Origin of the sequence: Protofrankia sp. Cas8 (genome assembly GCF_963555845.1) — a bacterium.
Taxonomy (GTDB): Bacteria; Actinomycetota; Actinomycetes; order Frankiales; family Frankiaceae; genus Protofrankia.
Genome location: NZ_CAUVXI010000008.1, coordinates 10,952 through 37,074, shown reverse-complemented (window position 1 = coordinate 37,074; position 26,123 = coordinate 10,952). Strand labels below are relative to the sequence as shown.

Genomic DNA, 26,123 nt, shown 5'->3' with positions numbered 1-26,123 from the left:
AAACGAGCACCCCTTCAGGCTGGAAACGAGCACCCCTTCAGGCTGAAAGTCAGCACGTCGTCACGGTCGCCTGGAGCCGGGTGACGCGGGGTCAGGCGATCGAGTGATAGACGGCGGCGGTGCGTTCGGCCGTGCGTCGCCAGGTGAAGGTCCGGGCGTAGGCGCGTCCCGGCCCGGGGTCCACCTCGTCCTTGAGCGCGCCGATCAGGGCGTCGGTGAACGCATCGGCCTCCGTCGGTGGAACCAGCCGCACGGCGTTGCCCGACATCGGGCCGACGACCTCTCGGACCGCTGGGATGTCAGCCGCCACCACCGGGGTTCCGGCTGCCAGCGCCTCCAGCGGCGGTAGGCCGAACCCCTCGTAGAACGATGGGAAGCACAGAGCGCTGGCCCCGGCGACCAGGCGCCGAAGTTCGTCCGTCCGAACATAGCCGGCGCTGATGACGGTTCCCCCCGGCAGCCCGGCAAGATCGAGAGTGGGTCCCCACCCGGCGGGTCCGACCAGGACCAGTGGTGGGGCGTCGCTGACCTCGGAGTGCAGGCCGCGGACCGCCTCCAGCAGGGTTGGGAGGTTCTTGCGCGGTTCGACCGTACCGACGAAAAGCAGGTATCTGGCGGGCAGGCCGTGGGCGGTGAGCCAGCGTCGCGATGGCGGGGAGGCGCTGAACCATGCGGCGTCCACGCCCAGCGGCGTCACGGTCACCATTGCCGGGTCCAGCCGGTAGGTGTCGATGACCTCGGTGGCGATCGCCTGGCTGGGTGTGATCACGGCGGCGGCGCGGCGCAGGCCGCGCGGGACCAGATCCCGGTAGCGGGCCGAAGCCGCGGAGACCGTACCGGTCAGCTTCAGATAGGCCAGATCGTGGATGGTGAGGACGCCGCGGGCCCGCCGCGGTGGCGGCAGCACGAAGTTTGTGGCGTGCACCACGTCGACTGGCCCGGTCAGCCACTCGAGCTTCGGCAGTTCGGTGCGGGCCCAGGCCTCGTGCACGATCCGGGCCGGAACCCGGCGCGCGGCCGGGCGTACACCTGGCGGCAACGCGGGAGCGAAGTTCTCCAGCCCGCGCCAGGTGAACGCCGTTGCGGCCACGTCCAGACCGGGCAGGGTGGGCAGCTCGGCGAGCAGTTGGCCGGTGTAGCGGCCAACTCCCGTGGGCGTGCCGAGTAACGGCGTGCCGTCCAGGATGACCCGCATCAACCGTGATCCTTTCAGTCTCGGCCTTGCCAGGTCAGGGGCCCGGTCCAGGGGAGCCCGGGTCAGCAGTGCCCGGGTCAGCAGTGCCCGGGTCAGCAGTGCCCGGGTCAGCAGTGCCCGGCTCGGCAGGGCGCCGGTTCAGGGGGCATACAGCCGGTGACGGGTGGCGATCTCCCGCCAGCGGTCGGCGAATGCCGCGTCGGAGAACTCCTGTGCCCGGGTGACGGCGCTCGCAGCCAACCGTGCCCGCATGCCGTCCTCGGTTGCCAGGCGTCTGGTGAACGAGGCGAGCTGCGCCGGCGACGTCCAGCGTAGGCCGTCGAGTCCGTGGCGGACGATCTCCCGTTGGCCGGCGCGGTCGATCACCACCGGCACGCAGCCCCCGGCCATCGCCTCGACCGTGGTCATCCCGAAGTGCTCGGCCGTCCATGGCCGGCGATCGCCGTCCTGGCCGTATCCGGTTGCGGACCAGAAGACCGAGCAGGTCGACAGCAGCCGCTCGACCTCGTGGCGTGGCGCGTTCGGATGGATGTCGACCGGCAGGCCACGGGCGGCCTCCCGGATCTTCTCCAGGTATGGCAGCTGGGACTCCTCGCAGCCGCCGACGACGTGCATCCGCCAATCCGGTAGCGCGCCGGAGCGGTAGAGCTCACCGAACCACTCGACCATTTCCAGCTGGCGCTTGGCGTGCCCGAGACCGGGCGCGAACAGGCGCCCGACCGTGAGCACCGCGCGTTCCCGAGTACTGGCCGGGGTAAGGCGCTCCACCTGGATGGGCGGGTAGAGGACGTCCGCGTCCACGCGCCACAGGCGTCCGATCCAGCCCCGGGTGTAGGCCGAATTCGCCATCACCACGTCGTATGAGGCGAGATAGTCCAGATCGCGCGGGTTGGCCAGCAGCCAGGGGAAACGCAACGCGAGCCGGGCTCGGGCCCCGTCCTGCTGGTCGGTCACCCGCGGTCGGCTGACCGCCACGCCGAGTTGGCGCAGATCCCGGGAAGGTGTGCCGTCCGGCGAAGCGGTGTCGTCCGGTGCGGGTGTGCACGCGTTGGTGGACGCGTTGGTGGACGCGGGTGTGAACGTGTCGCTGACCAGCGTCAGCTCGCAGCCGCCGGACGATGCGGGCAACGGCACCGCGACCGTCCTGAACGACCCGTCGACCTCAACGGCGGCAAGGGTCCGCCCGTCGGCGTCCTGGACGCGCAACCGCACCGTGCCGCAAGCCCCGGGACGGCCGATGTCAGCGCGTAGCTCCCGTTCGCCGCCCGCCGAAACCGCGAGGATCCCCGTGCCGTTCGTCCAGATCCACTGTCTGCGACGCCCCCCTTCCGGCGGGTACCAACCCGTGCCGTAGCCGACGGTCGGGCGAACACCGCGCAGCAGCGGGCCGCACGCGCGGATGGCGGCCTTGCGCCACCCCGGTGCGTCATGATCAGCTGGTGTCGGGAAGAAACACAGGTGTGCCGCATGGGTTGAGCGAGGCACCAGCCGGCTCATGTACGAGCCGTTGACGAACAGGTCGTACTCGGCGCTGAGCTCGGCGACCGCGTCGTCACCCCGGTCAGGCAGCAGGCGGTAGCGGCAGCCGGTGAGGTCGAGCCCTAGATGATCACCAATGGCCGCCAGGTCGACCTCGGCATGGCCGAGGATGTCCACCTGGGCGCCTTCGGCGGCAAGCACTTGGGCGATCATCCCGTTGTGGCGTTCGCCACCGCCCATGGAGTGCCAGAACCGGTTGTAAACGGCGGCCCGTACTCCGCTGGCCGACCCCTGCCCACCCCTGTGCCCGGTGACCGGATGCCGGCCTTCGCCCGGCTCGGGCCGCTTGTGCTGGGCCTGTGTCGCAGCCGGCTGCGTGGTCATCGCCGCGCCAGCCAGGTCTCCAGCTCACGGTGGCCTACCGACGCGGTGCGCGCCAGCGTGCGCCGTCGGCGCAGCATCACCGGGAGCAGCCGCAGGAAGGACGCCATGACCTTCAGTCGAAGCACGGTCGGTCGCAGCGCGGGCCGGCCACGGACGGCCCAGGCCTGCCGTAGCGCGCGGATGGCCATCGAGGCGGTTGTGAGCGGGTAACGGCCGACCGCGGCCAGGGCGACCCCGGTGCTCGCGTTCTTGGTGAGCATCAACAGTCGGTTACGGTCGGTATGGAAGACGAACAGCGGTGACCATTCGACGCTGGACGCGGAGTGCACGTGCCGCAGAACCGCGGTCGGAATGTAGCGAATTGTGTATCCGCGGGAGCGGATGCGCCAGGACAGGTCGGTGTCCTCGTAGTAGAGGAAGAAGTCGTCGTCGAACCAGCCGAGTTCCCGCCCGAGCGCCGTGCGGATGGCCATGCCGTTCCCGCAGGCGGTGAACACATCCTCGGACCCGGCGAACTGGCCGGTGTCGATCTCCTGGTAGCCGCGGTCGGCGCCGTAGCCGTCCCGCAGCACGATCCCACCGACATTGTTGATCACGTCGACGCGGGCCACACCGTCGGGGACGACCAGTTCCACGGTGGACGGTTCGGCGCCGGCGGCGAGGGTGGTGCGGCCGCCGTCCCAGCTCAGTGTGACCGACTTGCGCGCCTCGCCGGACCAGGTGAAGCCGATGGTGACCGGGCCGCCCTCGGGCACCGGGACGGCGAGCTCGCCGTCACCGCGGGTCCAGAAGAACGGCGCGGATGAACCGCCTTCAGCACCGAAGGTCAGCTTTTCCCACAACACGTCATGGAGGACCTCCCGGTCGTTGACGGTCACCGATGAGATCCGGACGCCAAGCGCGCGGGAGTCGTGCGCACCCGGTGTGAAGGTCGAGGTCGACAGCCGCAGCCGCAGGAAACGGGGGAGGAACACCACCTTGCCGGTGACCGCGCCGAGATCCGCGCCCCCGGTGGCGTCGGTGAACGGGGCCAGCAGGTTCGCCAACCAGTCCGGTTCGGGGACGGCGTCATTGTTGAGTAGGACGGCGTAGGGGGTGGTGACCATCCGCAGCGCCAGGTTGTTGCCACCGGCGAAGCCGAGGTTCACCTCGGACGGGACCATCCGGACCCACGGGTACCGTTCGGCCAGCAGCGTCCTGGAGGAGTCCATCGACGCGTTGTCGACCACCCATGTTTCGAAGGTGAAGTCGCTGACCTGCTTGGCCACCGCGTCCAGACAGGCGGGCAGCAGGTGCGCACCGTTCCAGTTGACGATCACAACGGTCGCCGGCGGCGTGGGGCCGCCTTCCTGGGTGCTCATGGGCGGGTTCCCGTTTCGTAATCGATCTTGAGTAGACCGCCGGCCTGCGACCCGCTGATTCCGAACAGGTCCTCGAACCTCCGTTTGGTGATCTCTGTTCCGGTCGCGGCGTCGGAGACGTGCACGCTGATCGCGAACGCGCCGAGCAGCTCGGGGAGGCTGGGCACGGTGAAGTCCACCGTGCGGGTGCCGCTGACCCCCGGCACGCCCCCTGGCACGCCGCCCGCAGGCGTCTCCATCAACCAGACCGGCAGTTCGCTCGGCCCCAGGGCATAGACGTGCAGGTAGAGCCGTTCCGGCGCGTGTTCGGTCACATCCAGGGTGACGCTGACGGTAAGTCTCTCGCCGGGGCTGAACTGGACCTGGGGCGGCCCGGCCGGGTCCCGGCTGAAGGTCACCGAGGTGGGCCGGGCAACGGCGAGATCGTGGGGCACCGGACCGTCCGAAGGCAGGCTACCCAACCGCTGCCGCAGTAGCCGGGTGCCGACGACCGGCGCGCCGTCGAAAATCATCGATCCGGATTCAAGAACCAGAATCCGGTCGCACATGCCCTCGATCAGATCCAGCGAGTGGGTGACGAACAGGATCGTGCGGCCCTCGGCCCGAAAGGCGTCGATCTTTGCCAGACACTTCTTCTGGAATGCCTCGTCCCCGACCGCGAGGACCTCGTCGACGAGCAGCACGTCCGGATCGACATGGACGGCCACCGCGAACCCGAGCCGGACGTACTGGCCGGACGAGTAGTGCTTGACCTCATCGTCGATCTTGTGCGGGAGTTCGGCGAAGTCGACGATCGAGTCGAACATCCGGTCGATCTCGCGGCGGGACAGCCCCAGCAGGGAGGCGTTGAGGTAGACGTTGTCCCGGCCGGTGAGCTCGCCGTTGAAGCCGGCCCCGAGCTCCAGGAGGGACGCGATCCGCCCGCTGACCGACACGTCACCGTGGGTTGGGCGCAGGATTCCGGCCAGTACCTTCAACAACGTGGACTTGCCGGAGCCGTTCGCCCCGGCCAGGCCCACGGTCTGGCCGCGCCCGATCTCCACGTCGATGTCGCGCAGCGCCCAGAAGTCGTCCCCGTGGGTGTGCCCACGACGCACGAACACCTCTTTCAGGCTGGTCGCCCGCCGGTGGTAGGAGACGAATTTCTTACCCACCCCGGTCGCCTGGATCACGATCGGGGCAGCCGTCCCAGGCCGGCCCGCCGTCGATGCGGCGGCGGCCGTCCCTGCGGGTATCGCCGTGGTGTCCGCCGCTGCGGGTATCGCCGTGGTGTTCCCCGACGCATTGAGGGCGGCCGGTTGCGCCGGTGACTGCTGCGCTGACACGTCTGTCGCCCGTCCTTAAAGATCTTCCGCGAAGTCGGCCTGCATCCTGCGGAACACATGTACTCCCAGCCAGAGCAGGCCCAGCGACATCACACCCGCGATGGCAAGGTGCTCAAGGTAGAAGAGGTAGCCGGGGTCGGCAAGGATGCCCGCTCCGGTGGCGGGGTTCACCGACGGCTCCTTGTAGATCGCTCGCTGGAAGGTTGCCACCACCGTCGCCATCGGATTGACGAAGTAGATCCAGGTCCACTCGTGCAGCAGTTTGCGGATGAGCCCGACGGGATACACGATCGGGTTGAGCCAGAACCACGCGAGCAGGGCCACCTCCAGCAGGTGCTCGGTATCGCGGTAGCGGACGTTGAGGCCCGACACGAGCATGGACAGGCCGACAGTGAAGATCATCGCTACCGCGAATGCGGGCACGAGCAGGAGCAGCTGGAGCCCGAAGAAGCTGTAACCCAGCGCCACGACCACCACGAAGAGCACGATCAGCTGCAGGACGAAGTGGACGAGGGCGAAGCCGACCGCGGAAAGCGGCAGTACCGGCAGCGGAAACCGGACTTTCTTCACGAGGTTCGCGTTGAAGACGACGCTGCCCGATGCCGACGACACGCTCGCCGAGAAGGCGTTCCAGATCAGCAGGCCGGACATCAGGTACACCCCGAACCGGGGGACCCCGGCGCTCATGATGACCTGGAAGACAAGGGTGTACACGGCTAGCAGCAGCAGCGGATTCGCCAGCGACCAGGCGAAACCGAGGGTCGAGCCCTTGTATTTGACCTTGAGGTCCTTGCGGATCAGGTTCCGCAGCAGTTCCCAACGTACCCGGGTCTGGGCACGGCTGCGGCGCGCGAGGATCCGCGACTCCTGCCCGTCGCGCCCCTGCGGGCCACGGTGCTCGCCGTCGGACTGGATCGCGGGTGCGGACCGCTCGTCAATCAGGTTCGACACCAACAACCTTCCGTGAGCCGCGTCAAGATATGGCAAAATCGGTACCGGTGCGCCGAAAACGACCTACCGTACGGGCCGCGCAAGGTATCGCACCAGGTATACCGAAGCGACGCGTCCGCAGGTAGGGCACTCCGGTGACCGTAGCTCCAGAGCCGATCCATAGTATCGGCCCGTTCATTCAGCTCCGGCCGGCCGCTGTCCGAGGATCACCCGGGCATCAGCCGGCCCGTCGGAGGTGGCCGTGATGGCCGCCGGTGGAGGACGCCCGTGTTCACCGACGTCCGGATCCGTGAGGTCTGGTCCCAGCTGGAGTCCGGGGGCGCTGAGGTCCTCACCCTGGACGTATTCGACACGTTGTTGTTTCGGCTGGTTCCCGAACCCGCCCATGCCTTCCTGCTGCTCGGACGCCGCCTGGCCACGGCTGGCCTGCTGCCGCCGACCGTGACCGCGGGGCAGTTCGCCCAGCTCCGGGTGCATGCGGAGAACCTGGCCCGGCAACACGCGAAGTCACTGCGGGGCACGTTGGAGGCCCGCCTCGACGAGATCTGGTCGGCACTCATGCCCGCCATCCCCGGCAGCGGTGACATCGACGATCTGATCGCCATGGAGGTCACCCTCGAGCGCGATGTCTGCCGCGCCGACCTCGCCGTCGCCGAGCTCGCCGAACTCACGATCACCAAGCTCGGCCGGCCGGTGTACCTGGTCTCCGACACCTATTTCTCCCCGGACCAGCTCCGCGGGCTGCTGCGCCGGCCGGAGCTCGCCGGGATCAGGTTCACCCAGATCCTCACCTCCAGCGACGCGGGTGTGAGCAAGAGCGAGGGTCTGTTCACCCATGTGCTGACCGCCGTGGGCGTGGCGCCCTCCCGGGTCATCCACCTTGGTGACAACCCGGTGGCCGACGTCGAGGGCGCCCGCGAGCACGGCATCATCGCGGTTCACTACCCCAAGTACTCCGGTGCGCTGGCGGAGACACTCACGCTGGAAGGGCTGCGTGGCGGTCCGACCTCCGATACCGCGATCGACTCCGAACACGGCGACTACGGTATGACCGCGCTTCGGGCCCGGACCCTGCACCGCACCGATGCCACCGCGGTTCCCTCGGGCCTGCGCCGGCACTGGGAGACCGGCGCGACCGTTTTCGGTCCGGTGTTCACCGGCTTCGGCGAGTGGGCGGCCGCGCGGGCGGCGGAGCTCGGGGTCGACCGCGTCCACTGCCTGATGCGCGAAGGGGCCTTCCTCGCCCGGGTCCTGCGGGAACCGGCCGGCGAGCTCGGGATCGAGGCGTCCACGCTGTGGGCCTCGCGCCACGTGTGCGCACTGGCCAACATTTACGAAGGCACCCCGCAGGAGCTGCGCGGCTTCCTGGCGCGTCGGCGCCCGCCGAGTGTCGGCCAGCTGCTGCGCCAGCTCGGAGTCGGCATGGACGAGGTGGCGGGATTGTCCGCGCTGGCCAGCCGGCGTCTTGACGTCCCGGGTCTGCTCTCCGAGACCCTGGAGGCCCTGTGCGCTGACGAGCGCGTTCGCAGCGAGATCGTGCTGACCGCCAGCCGGCTGCGCGAGCGCTTCCTGCGCTACCTGGACGCACACCTCGGCGGGGCGGACACGATCGTCGTCGTCGACCTCGGCTGGGGTGGCACCATCCAGGCGCTGCTGCAACGCCTGCTGACCGCCTGCGGTCGTGAGGCCGAGGTGGTCGGCCTGTACCTGGCGACGAGCGCCGGCTCGCAGGCGCACCGCCTTGGCGGGCTGCGCCTGGAGGGATACATCGCCTCGGGCGGCGAACCCGATGCGCTGTTCGGCCAGGTGATGCGTAGTCCCGAGGTGCTCGAACAGCTCTGCATGCCCGACATAGGCTCATTGATCGGTTTCGACGAGGACCGCAACCCCGTCCTCGGCCCCGATCACACAACTCGAACCCAGGTCGCACAGCGCGTAGCCGTCCAGGACGGGGTGCTTGCCTACCAGCGGGAATGGCTGCGCTACCGCCGGTCGGAGACGCCGATGCCGTCCCTGCTCGATGACGGGGCGCGGCTGGCGGCTCTGCGCTCCCTCGCGCGGTTCGTGACCCGGCCCACCTCGTCCGAGGCGCTCGCGTTCGGGGTATGGGCACACGATGACAACTTCGGGTCGGATGCGTCCGAGGGGCTGCTGCCCGCCGATCTGCTGCGCCGGATGCCCTACCTCACGGCGGCTGATCTTGAAAAGATCCCAATGCAGGAACTCTACTGGCCGGCCGGGGTCGCGGCGGTGGCGAACCGGCCCCTTGCGGTTGTCAGTGGGCTGGCGACGAACGCCGGGATCTCCGCGGCGGAGGTCTCGCCGGAGGCCGCTGCCGGACCGGTCGAGGTCTATGTCGACACCGGTGGCGACTTCATCAACGGGCCGAAGGAGTCCGTGGTCACCCGGTCCGCGCGCGACGGGCTGTCGTGGGTACGCCTGCGGATCGACGGGGTCGGGGTCCGCCGGGTGCGCATCGACCCGGCCGGCCGGCGTGGGTTGATGCGGCTGGACTGGCTGCGGCTGTCCTTCCATCTCAACAACCTGGCCGAGCCGCACACGGTCGCGATTACGTCGGTGGTCGACCACCCAGGATTTCACCTGGTCGGGGCGCGGGCACTGCAGCCGAATCTGATCGAGATCCACAGCGACGACCCGCAGTTCGTCTACGTCATCGATCCGGTGGCGCAGGCATATCTCGCGGCGACCTACGCCATCGACGTCGAGATGGCCTTCGGCTGGCTGGCAATCAGTTCAGACCCGTTGACGATCGCAACCCGGCCGGGCGGGACCACGCCGTTGCCGCGTCGCGCCGCGCGCCGGTTGCTGCGGGAGTTCGAAACCCGATTCTGACCCGGCGAGCCTGGTCCAGCGCTCCACGGGGGAGAATCGGCTGGAGCGCTCTAAGCGGATGAGGTTGCTGTGGACGAAGTTGGTGTGGACGAAGTTGGTGTGGACGAGGGCCCTGTGGACGAGGGCCCTGTGGACGACGGCGGGTCGGGTGGCACCGTTGAATCTGTTACCGAGCGCACCCTCCAACCGTTGCTGCTGCACTCCCTCGCCGAGCTCCGGGAGGTGTGGCTGCCCCTGTTGGAGACCGTGCGGGCCCGCAGTGTCACCGAGATCGGTTCGGAGAGCGGCGTCACCAGCTCCCTGCTCGTGGACATGCTGCGACGTCATGGTGGTGGCAGGCTACTGATCGTTGATCCCGACCCTCGCGGCGTCCCCGGGTCGGGGCAGGACGTCGAGGTCGTGATGGTGCGCGGCTTCAGCCCGCAGGCACTGGACGGCCTACCGCCGGCCGATGCCTACCTGATCGACGGTGACCACAACTTCCCCACCGTGTCCGCGGAGCTGCGCGCCGTCGAGGATGCGGCCCGTGCCCACGGACGCAGCCACTTTCCGTTGGTCATCCTGCATGACGTGGGTTGGCCTGCCGGCCGCCGTGATCAGTACTACGGGCCTGACCGGATCCCGCAGCGGGAGCGGCAGCCCTACTCGTGGGAGCACGGGGTACGGCTGGACAGCGCGGCGGCGGTGCGGGGTGGCTTTCGGGGCGAAGGTGCGTTCGCCTGGGCGCTGACTGAAGGTGGCCCGCACAACGGCGTCCGCACGGCTGTGGAGGACTTCGTCGCGGACCGACCTGAGCTGCGTTTCCACCTGGTCTCGCCGATCTTCGGTCTGGGTGTTGTGGTGGACCGGCGGGCGCCCTGGGCAGCCACGGTGGGGGCGCTGCTGACCCCCTGGGTTGGCAACGGTCTGCTGACCCGGATGGAACGTAACCGCCTGGATCTCTACCTGTACGTGATCCGCCTCCAGGACGAGATGACCGAGGCGGCCCGGCGCCGGCAGCGGGAGTGGGCACGCATCGACGCAACCGTCGCCGACCACGCGGCGCACGAGCTCAGGTTGCTCGATGCGGTGGCTGCGGGCGAGCGGGCGCTGGAAGCCGAGCGCGACACGTCCCGACAGCTGCGTGCCGACCTGGGGTCGATGAGTTCGCGATCGTGGCCGGTCGCACGCGCGTCGAGGCCGCAGGGTGCACCGGCGCACGAGTCGGCTCTGGTGCACGCGGCCCGTGCGGCGGGCACCGCGCTGCGGACCCGGATCGGTGATCCGCGGCTGCGGGCCGCCATATCGCTGTTGCGCGGTGACCGGTCGTCCAGTCACCCGTGACTGGACGACCGGTCTGCTAACACATCCCGGAGTACGGCAGCGCAGGGATGTGGGCCGCCCACTCGGCGGAACTCAGGCGGTTGCCGTCGTCGGCGCAGGCGCGCGTGGCAAGCGCGTCCGGGTCGATGGTCGCGATGCGTGCGGTCCGGTCGTCACTGAATGTGATCAATGTGTGGCCGTCGGGGTGCAGGGCGAACCCCTGGACCCAGTCGGTGTGGCCGCTGATCACCCCTGCCGGCAGCGGGTGGTCGGGGTCGGAGACGTCCCACAGATGCGCGGTGGTGTCCCAACCGGACGTGACCAGCATGCGACCGTCCCGGCTGAACGCGGTGTCAAGGACCCAGCGGGGATCCGCCTTGATCGTCGATCGGTTCGTCGGGGCCCGCGCATCGCGCACATCCCACAGACGAACGGTGCCGTCGTAGCTCCCGGTTGCCAGCGTGTTCCCGTCCGGGCTGAAGGCGACCGTCCACACGAAGTCGGTGTGGCCGTTGAGAGAGGCGAGGGGGATCGGCTGGGTGGGCTCGCTGATGTCCCAGAGACGGGCGGTGTTGTCGGCGCTCGCGGTCGCCAGCAGGCGCCCGTCGGGGCTGAACGCGACGTCCTGCACCCAGCTTTGATGTCGGGCGAGCACGCTGAGCTGGCGCGGCCTGGCTTGGTCGGTCACGTCCCAGAGCCGGGCGGTGTTGTCGTCCCCGGCGGTCGCGAGCAGGCGCCCGTTCGGGCTGAACGCGACGTCCCGGACATGCGCGTTGTGTCCGGTCAGGGTTGCGCGGGTCACCGGCTTGTGCGGATCGGTGATGTCCCACAGCCGCGCGGTGCCGTCGTTACCGCCGGTCGCCAGGGTCCGGCCGTCCGGGCTGAACGCGACCGCAAGGACCCAGTCCGTGTGCCCGGTCAGGGTCGTGAGCAGGGTCGGTTGGGCCGGTCTGGTGACGTCCCAGAGCTCGACGGTCCGGTCCGCGCTCGCGGTGGCGAACAGATTGCCGTCGGGGCTGAACGCTCCACCGAGGATGGACAGGGTGTGACCGGTCAGTGGTGTGGCGTAACGTCCCGCGAACGACGTGATCAGGCTCGCCCGCGTTTGCGGACTGGGCGAGATCCGGTAGGCCGCGAGGCTGAGCCGGGCGGCCAGGGTGGCGTTGACGCCTCGGGTCGCGTCGGCATCCGCCGCGACCGTGCGTGCGACCTCGGCCCACCCCCGGACATCGGTCCCCGACCCGTTGGCGGGGCGCATTGCCATGATCGCTATGACGGTGGCGACCACCAGAGCGACGGCGCCGCAGAGCACCGTCGCCACCCGGCCGAGTGGGCTGCGCCACGGGAGCCGAGGCCGGCGCCGGTGGCTGCCCGGGTCGGTCTGGTCGACTGTGATCCGGTCGCCGGCGTGCCTCGTCGGTGAGACAGCTGCCGGTGCTGCCTGTGCTGCCTGTGCTGCCTGTGCTGCCTGTGTCTGGGATGTGCCGTTGTCGGGGGGCGTCATCTGCAGTGGCAGCAGGGATGCCGAGGCGGTCCGCACGAGCTGGGTGACCTCGGGGTCGGGCTTGGTGGTCGTGCCCAGGTTGACCAGGCGAATCAGCAGCTCCTGGGCACTGGGCCGCGCGTTCGGCGCCTTGTGCATCGCCGCTTCGACCACGTCGCGCAGCATGTCCGGCAGGCCGTCCAGGTTCGGCTCATGGTGGACGACCCGGTAGAGCTGGGCGTGCGTCGGGCCTTCCCCGAACGGGTACGAACCCGTTCCCGCGAAGGTGACGAGCCCGCCCCAGGAGAAGATGTCGGCGGCCGCGGTGACCGGGTCCCCGATGGCCTGTTCCGGCGCCATGAACGCGGGCGTTCCGACCACGTGCAGGTCTTTGCTGATGATTGTTTCGGCATCCACGGCGCGGGCGATACCGAAGTCGATGACCCGTGGCCCCAGCGGCGAGAGCAGGACGTTGGACGGCTTCAGGTCGCGGTGGATCAGACCGGCCGCGTGGATGGCGGTGAGGGCGGCGGCGACACTGACCGCGACCCGTTCGAGATCGGCTGAGGTCAGTGGACCGCCGCGGGCTACGGCCTGCGTCAGCGTGGGGCCGTCGATGTACTCGGTGACCAGGTACGGCGCGCCGTCGGCGGGGTCGACCACGTCGAGAACCTCGGCGGTGCAGAACCGGGCGACCCGTTGGGCGACGGCGGCCTCTCGGCGGAACCGGGCGCGGAACTCCGGGACGCGGGCGAGCTCGGCGCGGATCACCTTGACCGCGACCAGTCGGTCATCCGGGGCGCGGCCCAGGTAAACCGTGCCCATGCCGCCCTCGCCGAGACGACCGAGCAGCACGTAGCGACCCAGGCTCGCAGGGTCGGAGGGAGCCAGCGCCGCGGGGGGCGTCGCCGGCGCGCCGGATGGCGAGGGCGGCAGAGAGACCAGCCTCCTAGAGCGTTTCTGTGCGCAGCGTACGCGGTCACGTCCCGGGTCTGCTCCGCCCGCCAGGCGGCGTCCTCGTCAGGCTGTGTCGTCCTTGTCAGGCTGTGTCCTTGTCAGGAGGCGGGCTCGTCGGGTGGCCGGACAGTGCGCGGCGGGAGCGGCCACCGGCCACCTGGTTTGCCTGGTTGCCCGAGCAGTGTGACATTTCCTGACAACGACACGACCGGTGGTAGGTCGGGACCCTGGCGGTGCCGAACGGACGCGTCGAGCCGGCGGGTGTCGATCACTTCGATCGTGGCCGGGGATCTCTGCGCCCGCCCGGCCGGCACCGTGTCGCGCCCGGCCGGCACCGTGTCGCGCCCGGCCGGCACCGTGTCCAGCTCGGCGGGCACCGTGTCCAGCTCGGCGCACGTTGCTCCCGCCACGGCGGGTGTTGCCGCGCGGGCGGTGCGTCCGCCCGTCGGTTCCCGCCAAGCGCGTGTCACCGCCACCGCGGTCACGACGGTGAGGACGACAGTGGACACGAAGACGACCTCCACAACGACCGTCGGCCACGGCGACCAGGCGGTCATGGCATGCCAGGCTTCGGTGACGCCACCCGCGGGCGGGCGCCAGAAGTAGGTGACGACCTCGCTGATCGACTCCGCTTGCATGCCGACTGCGGCGGTCAGGAGCGCGAGCGGCATCCACCGGGCAAAGCGGGGTCGCAGTGTGGCCGTCCCGGTGCCGACCAGCACGGCTATCCCGGTGAAGCCGGTGAACAGGTATCGACCGGAGACTCCGGTGATGTGCCCGGTGTCCGCCACGTGCATGGCTGCCCCGACCGCGACGACGACCAGCAGGGCGCTGGTCGGCCACAGCATGAACACCAGGTTCGTCCGGTTCCTCCGGCCGGCAGTGCGGATCACGGCGCAGGCGGCCAGCCCGGCGACGACACCCGAGGCTGCGAGCACCAGCGGCAACGGCAGATCGACCTCGTACCATCCGATCGAACCCCACCAGCGACCCAGCAAGCCCTGCGACATCCAGCTCCAGTAGACGGTCCAGTCCGATCCGACGTACCGGCCGGGTGGAAAGCCCGGTGTACGCGGTTGGAACGCGCCCCATCTGATGATGTTGACCAGCCACCACCAGCCGCCGGCGCCAATGATCATGAAACTGCACAGTGCGATCGACGACCTGGACGGGCGCGCTCCGCGTAGCCAGCTGATCACATACGCGGCGCCGACCATGGCCACCAGCACAACCGCGAAGGACTTCGTGAGCAGCGCCAGTCCGGTCAGCAGGCCGGTCCACCCCGCTGTCCGCGCCGAGGTGTCCCCGGTCAGGATGTGGGCGACCGCCACCGTGACCAGCGCGCCCAACAGGACCAGCAGGTTGTCGTTGTTGACGCTGGAGCCGATGTGGACCAGTTGTGGAACGGCGAAGGGCGTCAGTGCTGCGACCGTCGCGGCGAGAGGGGACGGGTGCAGCCGGCGGGTGGCCGCATACGCGAGCAGCGGCAGCGGTGCCACCATCGCCACGCTGATCATCCGAAGCAGGCCGATGGTCACGTCCCAGCGCAGGGTGTCCCCGCCGCCCGGGAACGCGGCGAGGATGGTGGCGTTCACCCAGTAGTACAACGGTGGATGTTGGACGAGCTGCTGGATGGAGCCTGGCGGCTGCCCGGGGTTGGCAAGTCTGTCCCAGGCGGGTCGCGCTGACCGCGCTACCGCGTCCCGCTCGGGGACCGGGTCGACCGTCAGGTCGTAGGGATCCGCGGGGCTGCCGAACGGTGACACCGCGATGGCTCCGACTCCGTCGGCCGTCACGAAGGCGTTGCCCGGACGCGGCCAGCCGTCGCCCTGGACGAGTCGCATGATCGCGTCGACGTGGTTCGGTTCGTCCGGTGCGTGATACTGAGGCACCAGTACCGACCAGCACGCGAGCAGGAGGCTGAAAAGCCCGGTGACCAACCAGATGTGCGCCGGGGTTCGACGCACCAGTTCCACCGGACCGAACCGTCCGGCGGCGGCGGCATGAGTCGGCCGGGATCCGAACGCCTCCGCATCCTGGACGCCCGCATCCCGGACGCCCCCATCCCGAACGCCCACGACGGTCATGTCGGCCCCGATTCGTTCGCACCTGATCGACGTCGGGCAGTGTAACAACTCTAAGTACGCGAAAAGCTACTATCGGTGATAGCCTCGGGATGTGTCGCTCTCTCCCGTGATGCTGCCGGCGGCTTGTGCCGAGCTACCGCCAGGAGTCGACCTGGCCGACAATCTTGGCTGGCGAGCCCGCGACGATTGTCTTCGGTGGGACGTCGCGGGTCACCACGGCGCCCGCGGCGACCACGGCTCCCTCGCCGATCGTCACTCCCTTCAGGACGATCGCCCGGGTGCCGATCCAGGCGCGATCCTCCAGGATCACCGGGGCGCTCATCGGCTGCTCCACCCCGTCCACCGTCATGGGGTGGAAGTCGTTGTCGAGGATCTGGGTGTCCCAGGAGATGGTGCAGCCCGCTCCGATACTCACGCGTTCCCGCACGAGAATCTTCGCGAAGCCGTTGATGTTGACGTTGTGGCCGAGCTGCAGCAGGCCGGAGTCCACCACGATGCGTGCCCCGCGCTGCACCGACACGACCCCCTCGCACCGCAGTCGTCCTTCGGGATGGATCCGCAGCACGGAGGTGTCCCGGTGGGTCGAGATCCCGAACGGGCCGAGGCCGATCCGCAGGGCCGCGCCGTCGGCGAACTCGATGCGTTCGTGCCCTTCGATGACGGTCGGCGATCCGATCCAGATTGGCTGCCCGTGCGCGATCGGGTAGCGCAACCCCGCCGCGAAGGAGCGTGCGGACGCCTCCCGCCCCGCGCGCAGCGTCCTGACGTTTCGGGCGTATTCCCGAAGGTCGTGGACGAACTGCCGGTCAAGCGTTCTGACATGACGGCCGAGACGATCGCTGAGTCCATCCATGGTTGATGAGCCTAACCGGTCGGAGACGACGCGATCATGGTCGTGTTGTACCCGCGAAGGGGCCTCCATCCCCGGCGTTTGGACCTGCCGTGCAACTCTGGGATCCAGGCGCATGCGGGGGAGGAGAGGATCATTCACTTCGACCGATCCGTGAGCAGTCCAGCACTCCAGCACTCCAGCGGTACCGGTGAACCCGTGCGTTCCGGCTGACTATCAGGAGCAGCGTCGACGTGAGTGGCAGTGTTGTCCGTGCATCGGTCGGTCCGAGCACGCCAGCTCCGAACACCCCAACTGCGAGCATGCCCACCCTGAACCGACAGCGATCCGGGGTCGGGCCGACAGCGGAGATACCCGCCGCGCCGTCCGTAACTGCCGTGCCCTACGTGACTATCGTGCTTCCATGCTATAACGAACAGGATCATGTGGTCCGCGAGTTGGAGCGGATCAGTGCCGCCATGGATGCCAGCGGCTACAGTTACGAACTGCTGGTAATCGACGACAAGTCGACCGACAACACTGCCGCCCTGCTGCGTGGTGTGATGCACCGGTTCCCGCGGATGCGGCTGATTTCGTTCCGCCGCAACGGCGGCTCGGGCACCGCTCGCCGCATCGGCACGCAGGATGCCCGCGGGACGATCGTGGTCTGGACCGACGCGGACATGACCTATCCGAATGACCGGATCCCGGAGTTCGTCCGCCATCTCGATGCCAACCCCGACGTTGATCAGGTTGTGGGTGCGCGTATCACGGAGGAGGGAACGCACAAATGGGCACGGGTGCCGGCCAAGTGGTTCATCCGGATGATTGCGCAGCGCCTGACCGGCATGAAGATTCCCGATCTGAACTCGGGTCTACGGGCATTTCGGCGAGACGTGTCCCTGCCGTATCTGCGGCTGCTACCGCCTGGATTCTCCTGCGTCACCACGATTACGATGGCATTCCTGTCGAATCAGCACCCCGTGGACTACATTCCGATCCACTACGCGAAGCGGTCGGGTACGAGCAAGTTCCATCCGTTTCGGGACGCGCGCCGCTACATCCTGCAGGTGCTGCGGATGGTCATGTACTTCGACCCGATCAGGGTGCTGATGCCGATCGCTTTGTGGATCATGGGGTTGGGTTTCGTGAAGCTCGCCGTGGATCTCATCCGGTACGACCTGCGGGTCACCACGTCCACTCTGCTGGCGATCCTGGTCGGTTTCCAGATCGTGGTACTGGCCCTGATCGGCGACCTGATAGTCCGTTCCCGCAGTGGCACCTGAGATGTCGACGGCCCGAACGTCCTGGGCGCGTATTGCGATCGTCGGTCCGACCCACCCGTACAAGGGAGGTGTCGCCCAGCACACGACGGAGTTGGCACACCGGCTCGCAGGGCGTGGCCACAGTGTGCGGATAGAGTCATGGTCGCGGCAGTATCCGGCCCGGCTCTACCCGGGTCGCCAGCGCGTGAGTCACCCCGAGACAGAGCCCTTCGCGGCCACGGCGTATCCGCTGTCGTGGTGCCGCCCGGATTCGTGGGTACGGCTTGGCCGGCGGCTGTGCCACAGCGCCGATGCGGTGATCATCGTCGTGGTGACCCCGATCCAGGCGCCGGCCCATCTGGGTATCCTCGCCGGTCTCCGACCGGCGGGGACGATGATCACCGGCCTCCGACCGGCTGCTGGGCCTCGGGCTGGTGGGCCTGCCGTCCTCGCTCTGTGCCACAACGTGTTGCCGCATGAGCGGCGCGCCGGCGATGAACCGCTGATCCGGGCCGTGCTGCGGCGGGTGTCGGGAGTCGTCGTACACACGTCGGCCGAGGCTGAACAGGCCCGTGCGCTGACGGATCGGCCGGTGGCGGTCGCTGTGATGGCGCCGCATCTGCGGACGTGGCGTGAGATGGATACCGCGGATGGTGACATTCGACCGTCCCCCGATGGGGATGGAGCAGGAGACCGAGCAGGAGACGGGGATCGCGTCCGGCGCAGGCTGTTGTTCTTCGGGCTGATCCGACCGTACAAAGGTCTGGATGTCCTGCTGCGGGCATTGGCGGCCGGGCCGCCCGATGTGTGCCTGACCGTCGCCGGGGAGTTCTGGGGTGGTGTCGAGCGCACCCGCGAGCTCGTCGCCGAGCTCGGCCTGACCGCGCGGGTGGAGCTGCGTCCCGGATATGTGTCGGTGACCGATGTGCCGGCGTTGTTCGCGACCGCGGATGCGCTCGTTCTGCCGTACCGGGCGGGGACGGCGACCCAGAACGTCGACCTTGCCCACCTGCACGGTCTGCCGGTGGTCGCGACCCGGGTCGGCGGATTGGTCGAGACCGTACGTGATGGCGTGGACGGGCTTCTTGCCGCACCCGGCGACTCGGTGTCGTTGGCCGGGACGCTGCGGCGGCTCTACGAGCCGGGAGTGCTCAAGGCCTTGCGGGCAAGGGTTGTCCCCCCGGACGCGGATGCGGCGTGGGCTCGCTACCTGGATGTGCTCATGGGTGCTACGGGCGCCCGTTAGAGCACTCTCCGTATATGTTTGGAAGTGCCTTGTGTTGCTTTTTGTACCGTGGTCGATGCTGCGTGTAGTGCTGTCGGCTCGGGATGTCCAGTCGGCTGCCGGCGGGCAGACTGTGGCTCGTGCCAGGGGTGCCTTCGCCGGGAATGCCGTCCTCGGGGTGGTCTGCGAGTTCGCTACGTGACCAGGCTGTGGCCTATGTCGGTCACCAGGTGCATGTGATTCGTCGCCGCGAAGTGGGCACGTTGCTGGAGTGGGCGGGTGAGCTCACCGGGCGTACCGTCCTGGACGTCGCCGGTGGCGATGGCTACTGGGCTGGTCGGGCCGTCCGGCGCGGAGCTCGGGCCGTTTGCGTCGATCTTGCCCGGGACAAACTGGATTTCGGTCGCAGATTGCGCGGGCGTCCCGCCCTCATCGAGGGGGACGCCCTCACGCTGCCGTTCGCCGACGGTTCCTTCGACGTGGTGATGTCGGTCTGCGCGATCGAGCACTTCGACGACGGCCCGGGTGCGCTCACCGAGATGGCGCGGGTCCTCAAGGCGGGCGGAGATCTCGTCCTGTCCGCCGACGCGTTGACCCGGGCGCACCGCTGGCCGCGGCTGTCTGCCCGCCATCGGGAGAGATATCAGGTGAAACGTACCTACACGGGTGATCAGCTGGCGGAACTGCTGGACGGCCGCGGCCTGTCCGTGGTTCGCCAGACCTACCTGTTCCGGTCGCCGCTGGCCGAACGGCTGTACCTGACGCTGTCGGCCAGCGGTGGTCGTCTCGGCTGGAACGCGGCTGCGCTGCTCTCGCCCGTCGTGGCGATGTCGGACCGGCGCAGCCCGGACGGCCTCGGCAGCGTAGTGCTCACCCACGCCCGTAAGGATCATCGAGGGCTCTCGCAACCCACGCCGGTAACAACGGATGAACCATAGATGCTGCGGATGCTGAACGGCTCGACTCTGCGACGGATCGTGTGCAATGCTCCGCAACGTGAATCCATACGTACTGGACATAGGTGCTGATCTCGTGTCCGGGTAGCGGCCTGGCTGTTTTCTGATCTTAAGGGTGGGCGCACGAGCGCGCCTGCGCTGATGGGTCTTCTGCGTTCCGTTTGTGTTGGTGCTGTGTGCTGCGCGTTCATCTGAGCGTGCAGGTCACCCCGTGTTGTCTTGTCGGGCTGCGCTGTTGTCCGGTGCGGTCCGTCAAGCGTGGGTCCGTGCAGGTTCTTGTCTTCAGTGAGGAAACGTCATGGCCCGCATTCCGGGATCGCTGGGTTCTGTATTCGCCTCGGCGGCTGGGGTGTTTGCTGTCGGGCCGCGCCGGTGGCTTCGGCTCCGGACGCGGGCGGGGTTCCTCCGCGTCATCGCCGGCCTGATCGTGACGGTTGTTATGGCGGCGGGTATGCCGACGGTCGCCCGGGCGGTGGCGGATCCGTTCCTGGAAGTGAATGGTGTGGCGCTCGACGGTGCGTCGCTGCCGGCACCGTTCACCGCGGATGTGGGGGCGGATTCGACGGTTACCGGTGAGGTGACCTGGCTGGTCGATGATGCGTATGCGGGTAAGGATCCGGCGTCGCCGTATCAGTGGACGATCCCGGCGTCGATCTCGCAGGGGGTGCACAAACTCAAGGCGCGGTGGAATGTGGACGCGTCGACGACGAAGTTCGTGGTGGCGAACTTCACGGTGGTGGACCCGAACTGGACGCCACCGAAGACGGTGTATGAGGAGCCGGCGCCGGCGTTGCGTGACCTGTGGGTGACGGCGGATAATCGGCGGGGTCCGGTGCCCGGGGTGTATGACTGGTCGAAGGCGGGTTTCGGTGGCGGGTCGGTGCTGCCGGGGAATGCCAACGTCCGATCGGAATCGGCGTGCCGTCTGACGGCCGGCGTTCTGACCGGCACCTACGGGGTGGTTCCCAACGACGGTCAGGACGACACGGCCGGTATTCAGGCGGCGATCGATTCGATCAAGGCGAATTGTTCCCCGTCGGGTTCGTACACGCAGGAAAGCCTGCTGGAGCTGCCCGCCGGCACGTTGAACATCTCGCATGAGATTCATCTGGACGCGGACTATCTGATCGTCCGCGGTGCGGGGTCGGATCCGCAGGCCGGTACCCATCTGGTCTACAAGCCCGACGGCACCACCCGGTATGACACGATCACCTCGGATGGGACGCGGTGGGACGTCGACGCGATGGGCAACGGGTCCGCGAACGGCGGCTGGTTGTGGCCGGGCCGTGGGCTGTTCCGGGTGCAGAGCCGGGCGGTCGCCGCGAAGTACGCGGCGGAGTACACCGCGGCGCCGGCGAATCGTAAGGACCTCTACGAGGGCACCGTCAACGACCACTGGGTGAGTGGGCTCAAGCTGCGGGGCAAGCCCGGTGACGCCGGGTTCGCGGGCCGGAAGGGCGACACGGTGGTGTATCTGGCCGCCGACGCAGCCTTCGACAATCTGAAGGTCGGCGGCCTGGTGAACGTGATGGCCGCGAACAGCCTGAACTTCTACAACGCGATGAAGGCGCTGCCGACGACGTTCGATCTGCAGAACCTGCACATGCGCCAGCAGATTTTCCTGGTCACCGCCGGTGACCCGCTCGGAAAGACGATTACGCTGGACAAGCCGCTGGAGTACGACGTTCCGGTCACGTCGGTGTCGGACGGGTCCGATCCCATCAACGGGCAGGTTTTCGACTCGGTCGTCGATCCGCTGGTCGACCCCGTGCTCGGGGTGGGTATCGAGAATCTGTCGTTCACTCAGGACGAGCCGGGTTTGGACGCGGCGAAGGCGAAGGACAACTACGGCAACATGGACCCGGCCGGTGCGATGCACGGGATCGTGTTCAAGTGGGCGGCGAACAGCTGGGTCACCGGTGTCCGTAGCGAGATGACGGGTTCGCATCCGATCGCGACCGAGGCCGCGGCGAACCTCAGTATCATCGACAACCAGTTCGACGGTGCGTGGAACAAGGGTAAGGGCGGTAACGGCTATCTGCGGGGTTCCCGGGTGTGGGATTCGGTCTACGCCGGGAACACGACGCGTAATCTGCGGCACTTCACGTTCCAGTGGAGTGCGTCGGGGAACGTCGCGATCGGTAACAGCTTCGATTCCGATCTCAATCTGCATGGCGGTTATGAACGGAACAATCTGTTCGAGCTCAACGAGGTCTCGGTGCCGTATGCGCACCGGTCGGCGAATTGTTCGACGAACTGCGGTGATGAGGGCGGGTCGCTGCCGGACGACTCCGACTGGTATCCGATCTGGTGGGCGGCCGGGCAGAAGGCCGTTAAATGGTCGGGTTCGTCGGGTCCGAACAACGTGTTCTTCGACAATCATCTCCGGAAACAGCTGACGAACGGGTCCACCCCGTACACCGACTTCGCGCCGTACAGCGACCGGCATCGTATCTACCGGCTCGGCATCGACGATGCGGGGAGTTTCCATCCCCTCGATGTCGGTGGAACCCCGATCAGCGACTGGGCGCACAACGAAACCCGGGACTATACCGGCGGTCATGGGCTGGTCGCGTCGGGCACCGACGCGGGTCGGTCGTTGTTCCTGCGGACGGTGACGCTCGCCGGCTACGGCGGCCCGCACCCGCAGCCGCTGCGCCGTACCTGGGGATGTTCCTGCTGGGACGGCCGCGGCATGGTCAACACCAGGCTCGCGGCGGATCCGGTGAACACCGCGACCGGTGGTCTGATGGAGACCTTCCAGGACCTGACGCTGCCCGGCGTCGGTCCCGGGTTGGACTGGGGGCGGACCTACAACAGTCTGGACGCCACCGACGGTCCCTATGGGGTGGGGTGGACGTTCGGGTTCAACGCCTCGATCATTCCCGGTGACGGGTCGGCCCCGATTTTCCGGGAGGGTACCGGGGGTCAGAGCCAGTTCACCCGGCACGGCGACGGCAGTTACACCGCGGACGATCCGGGGGTCACCGCGACGATGACCACCCGGTCCGGCGGTGGCTGGACGGTGCGTAATCACGCCAACGAGGAACTGCGGTTCGATGACACCGGCCGTCTGGTCGCTTCGGTCGACGAGCAGGGCCGTGGGGTCACGCTGGCGTACGCCGGCGGGACACTGAGTACGCTCACCGACACCGTCGGTCAGACGGTCACGGTGGCGTGGGGGACCAGCGGTGCGGCGACCGGCCGCATCACCGGAGTGACCGGTTCGGATGGTCACAGTGTGGGTTACGGCTACACCGCCGCGGGTTCCACCGCCCGGTTGACCTCGGTCGTCGGGGTGGACGGTAAGACCACGACCTACACCTACGACACGGCCACCGGCCATCTGGGCGGGATTGTCGACCCGACCGGGACGACGACGGCGGGCACGACGTACGACCCGGCGACCGGGCGGGTCACCGGCCAGACCGACGCGGCGGGCGGGGTCACCACGTTCGCCTGGGACCAGGCGAGCCAGACCGCGACCGTCACCGACCCGGACGGGGTTGTGCACGCCGACGTCTATGCCGGCAACGTGCTGGCCTCCCAGGTGGATGCGAACGGCCGGGCGGACGACGTCTACTACGACGCGGCGAATCAGCCGACGGAGGAGAACAGCACCGGTCAGCAGCTGCGTCACAGCGAGTACGACGCCCGTGGCAATCTGGTGCGCCGGACGTTGCCGGGTGCGGTCGACGATCCGAGCCCACCGGAGGAGCGGTGGACCTACGACGCCGCCAACCATGTGACGAGCTACACCGACCCGGTCGGGAAGGTGACCTCCTCCACCTACGACGGTCAGGGTCGGCTGGTGACGACGACCGCCCCCGACGGTGGTGTCACGACGCTGACTTACACCGGGCGGGGTCAGGTCGCGACGAGCAGCGACCCGCTGGGCCGCACGACGACGAACACCTACAACACGGTCGGTGACCTGGTCGCGCAGGCCGCGCCGAGCGGCGCCGTCACGACCTACACCTACGACGCGTCGCACCACCGGCTCAGCGAGACCGACCCGCGTGGCACCGTCGCCGGTGGGACGCCAGCGACGTTCACCACGACCTACACCTACGACGCGGTCGGGCACGTCCTGACCAGCACGGACCCGCTGGGGCACCAGACGGCCTACACCTACGACGCCCTCGGCCGGGTGCTGACGGTGACCGCTCCGAACGCCGGGGTGAGCACCTACACCTATGACGGCACCGGGAACCGGCTCACCGAGACCGATCCGTACGCCCGGGTGACGCGCCACGCCTACGACCCGGCGGGCCGAGAGGTGACCCTGACCGCCCCCGACGGTGCGATCACCACGTCGGTGTACGACCTGGCCGGGCAGCTGGCGAGCCGCACCGCGCCGGCGGGGAACGTCGCCGGGGTCGACGCGGAGACCCGGCGCCGCGCCACGACGCTCTACACCTACGACGCGGCGGGACGGCTCACCCAGACCCGCACCGTCGACCCCACCCAGCCTGACCGTTACGTGGCGACCACGACGAGCTACGACGCGGTGGGGCTGCCGGTGGCGGTGACCGACCCGACCGGTGCGGTGACCCACACCTCCTACGACCGGGCCGGGCGGGTCACCGCCGTCACCGACCCCACCGGGGTGGCGACCACGACCGGCTACGACGAGGTTGGCCGGCCCAAGACCCGCACCGGCGGCGGGGTGAGCGTCACCTCCACCTACGACCGGGCCGGGCAGCTGCTGCGGTCCCAGACCGGCGGCGGTGCCGCGACGACGTACACCTACGACGCGGACGGCAACACGACAACGGTGGTCGATCCGCGGGGGAACGCGGCGGGGGCGACCCCGGCGACGTTCACGACCACGTTCGCCTATGACGTGGCCGGGAACCGCACCAAGGTCACCGATCCGCTCGCCCATGCGACGTCGACTCTGTACGACGCCGCGAACCAGGTCACGAAGGTTATCGATCCGGAGAGCCGCGCCACGGTCTACGGTCACGACTCCGTCGGGAACGTCAACAAGGTCACCAGCCCGACCGGCGCGGTCACCCAGTACACCTACGACAAGGCCGGCCAGCTCAAGACGCTGACGACCCCGACGGGGAAGGCCTACACCTACACCTACGACAAGGCGAGCCGGGTCGCGACGGCGACCACACCGACGGGCCGGGTCACGGGCTACACCTACACCCCCGACGGCCACGTCAACACCGTCACCGCCCCGGCGGGTAGCGCCACCTACAGCTACGACACCCTCGACCGGCAGACGAAAATCGACTACAGCGACGCCAGCCCAGACATCACCTGGACCTACGATCAGGCCGGGCGGCCCACCCAGATCAGTAACGGCACGTCGACCGCGGCGATCAGCTACGACCCGGCCGGGCGGACCACCGGGATCACCCGCGGGCCGGTCCAGGTCGGCTACACCTGGGACGGCGACGGCCGGCTGACCGGGCGGACCCTGCCCGGCGGGCGGGCCCAGTCCTACACCTGGGGGGCCGATGCGCGGCTGACCGGGACCGGTCTGACCGCCGCCGGGACGACCACGACGATCGGTTACGGCTATGACGCGGCCGGGCAGCTGACCTCGACCAGTCGGGCCGGCGGGCCGGCGAGCACCCGGACCTATGATCCGGCCGGCCGGTTGACGGGGCTGACCCACACCGCGGCCGGCGGGGCGACTCTCCTCGCGCAGACGGTGACGTTGAGTCCGGCGGGGAACCCGACCACGGTCACCACACAGCGTGGGTCGACCAGCACGTCGGCGGTCTACTCCTATGACACGGCCGGGCAGGTCGCCGGGATCTGCCGGCCGACATCGGGGACGACCTGCACGGCGTCGTCGCCGGCGACGACCTATGGCTATGACGGCGACGGGAACCGCACGTCGACGGTGACGGTGCACACCACCGATGACAAGACGGTGACCTCGGCGTATGACGCCGATGACCGGCCCACCGCCGACACCGTCGGCACCGCGACCGTCGCGTCCTACAGCTATGACGGCAACGGGAACCTCGCCTCGTCGACCGGGCCGGGGGGGACCCGGACGTTGGCCTACGGGTTGGACACCAACCTGCGGTCGGTCACGTTGGAGGACGGCCGCACCGTCACCTACGGCTACGACGAGCAGGGTAATCGGATCAGTCGGACGGTCAACGGCACCCCGGACGCGACCTGGACGTGGGACACCGGCGGACCGCTGCCCGTCCGGATCGGTGAGACCACCGGCGACGGGACGGCCGCGCATACCTGGTGGGCCGACCCGCAGTCCGATTTGGGGACCGCGGTCGCGGATGGCACTCCCGGTGGGGCGCTGAGCTGGCTGCTGGCCGACACGACGGGCAGTATCACCGACATCGCGGACGGCGCCGGGGTGACCGGGTCGGCGAGTCTGGATCCGTTCGGTGGGCCGGCCGCGGTCACCGGAACCGGCTATGCGGGCAATCCGCTGCGGTTCCACGGCCAGTATCTCGACGGGGTTACCGGCCTGTATGA

Annotated in this window: 14 protein-coding genes; 6 read left to right on the top strand and 8 right to left on the bottom strand. The window is 68.7% G+C overall.

The genetic code is table 11. The features are described 5' to 3' along the window. Positions 1-91 precede the first annotated feature (91 nt). The 5 genes from U9977_RS02925 to U9977_RS02905 form a co-directional block, all read right to left on the bottom strand. Entirely contained in the window at positions 92-1,195 is a 1,104-nt protein-coding gene (locus U9977_RS02925; RefSeq protein WP_322747588.1) for a glycosyltransferase family 1 protein, read from the bottom strand. A gap of 138 nt (positions 1,196-1,333) precedes the next feature. After that, the gene (locus tag U9977_RS02920; protein ID WP_322747587.1) at positions 1,334-3,058 is read right to left on the bottom strand and encodes a glycosyltransferase family 4 protein; all 1,725 of its coding nucleotides are present in this window, start codon (positions 3,056-3,058) and stop codon (positions 1,334-1,336) included. Further along, the gene (locus U9977_RS02915) at positions 3,055-4,419 is read right to left on the bottom strand and encodes a glycosyltransferase family 2 protein (RefSeq protein ID WP_322747586.1); all 1,365 of its coding nucleotides are present in this window, start codon (positions 4,417-4,419) and stop codon (positions 3,055-3,057) included. The genes U9977_RS02920 and U9977_RS02915 overlap by 4 nt, the downstream gene beginning before the upstream one ends. Then, on the bottom strand, positions 4,416-5,744 hold the full coding sequence (locus tag U9977_RS02910; protein WP_416210454.1) for an ABC transporter ATP-binding protein: 1,329 nt from the start codon (positions 5,742-5,744) through the stop codon (positions 4,416-4,418). Before U9977_RS02910 ends, U9977_RS02915 begins: the two co-directional genes overlap by 4 nt. A gap of 15 nt (positions 5,745-5,759) precedes the next feature. Beyond that, positions 5,760-6,695, bottom strand: a complete 936-nt coding sequence (locus tag U9977_RS02905) for an ABC transporter permease (RefSeq protein WP_416210453.1) — start codon at positions 6,693-6,695, stop codon at positions 5,760-5,762. A gap of 267 nt (positions 6,696-6,962) precedes the next feature. Between U9977_RS02905 and U9977_RS02900 the strand changes: the two genes are divergently transcribed. Both U9977_RS02900 and U9977_RS02895 read left to right on the top strand, forming a co-directional pair. After that, positions 6,963-9,548 carry a haloacid dehalogenase gene (locus tag U9977_RS02900; protein ID WP_322747585.1) on the top strand — a complete coding sequence of 862 codons (2,586 nt, stop codon included), beginning with the start codon at positions 6,963-6,965 and terminating at the stop codon, positions 9,546-9,548. Positions 9,549-9,632: 84 nt separating this feature from the next. Beyond that, entirely contained in the window at positions 9,633-10,871 is a 1,239-nt protein-coding gene (locus tag U9977_RS02895; protein ID WP_322747584.1) for a class I SAM-dependent methyltransferase, read from the top strand. 16 nt (positions 10,872-10,887) lie between these two features. On the opposite strand, the gene U9977_RS02890 is transcribed toward U9977_RS02895, so the two are convergent. The 3 genes from U9977_RS02890 to U9977_RS02880 form a co-directional block, all read right to left on the bottom strand. After that, entirely contained in the window at positions 10,888-13,224 is a 2,337-nt protein-coding gene (locus tag U9977_RS02890; RefSeq protein WP_416210458.1) for a WD40 repeat domain-containing serine/threonine protein kinase, read from the bottom strand. 164 nt (positions 13,225-13,388) lie between these two features. Continuing rightward, positions 13,389-15,377: a DUF2142 domain-containing protein gene (locus tag U9977_RS02885; protein WP_322747582.1), complete on the bottom strand. Its 1,989-nt coding sequence runs from the start codon at positions 15,375-15,377 to the stop codon at positions 13,389-13,391. A 133-nt stretch (positions 15,378-15,510) separates the two neighbouring features. Beyond that, complete coding sequence (locus U9977_RS02880; RefSeq protein ID WP_322747581.1) at positions 15,511-16,230, bottom strand: acyltransferase; 720 nt, start codon at positions 16,228-16,230, stop codon at positions 15,511-15,513. A gap of 299 nt (positions 16,231-16,529) precedes the next feature. Between U9977_RS02880 and U9977_RS02875 the strand changes: the two genes are divergently transcribed. From U9977_RS02875 to U9977_RS02860, 4 genes are all read left to right on the top strand, one after another. Beyond that, positions 16,530-17,492, top strand: a complete 963-nt coding sequence (locus tag U9977_RS02875) for a glycosyltransferase family 2 protein (RefSeq protein ID WP_322747580.1) — start codon at positions 16,530-16,532, stop codon at positions 17,490-17,492. A 1-nt stretch (position 17,493) separates the two neighbouring features. Next, positions 17,494-18,717 (top strand): glycosyltransferase, encoded by a 1,224-nt coding sequence (locus U9977_RS02870; protein WP_322747579.1) that lies wholly within the window; start codon positions 17,494-17,496, stop codon positions 18,715-18,717. Positions 18,718-18,860: 143 nt separating this feature from the next. Further along, a complete protein-coding gene (locus tag U9977_RS02865) occupies positions 18,861-19,634 on the top strand; it encodes a class I SAM-dependent methyltransferase (RefSeq protein ID WP_322747607.1) in 774 nt (257 codons plus the stop codon). Positions 19,635-19,950: 316 nt separating this feature from the next. Next, positions 19,951-26,123: DUF6531 domain-containing protein (locus U9977_RS02860; RefSeq protein WP_322747578.1), on the top strand; the 6,173-nt coding region annotated here is incomplete at its 3' end.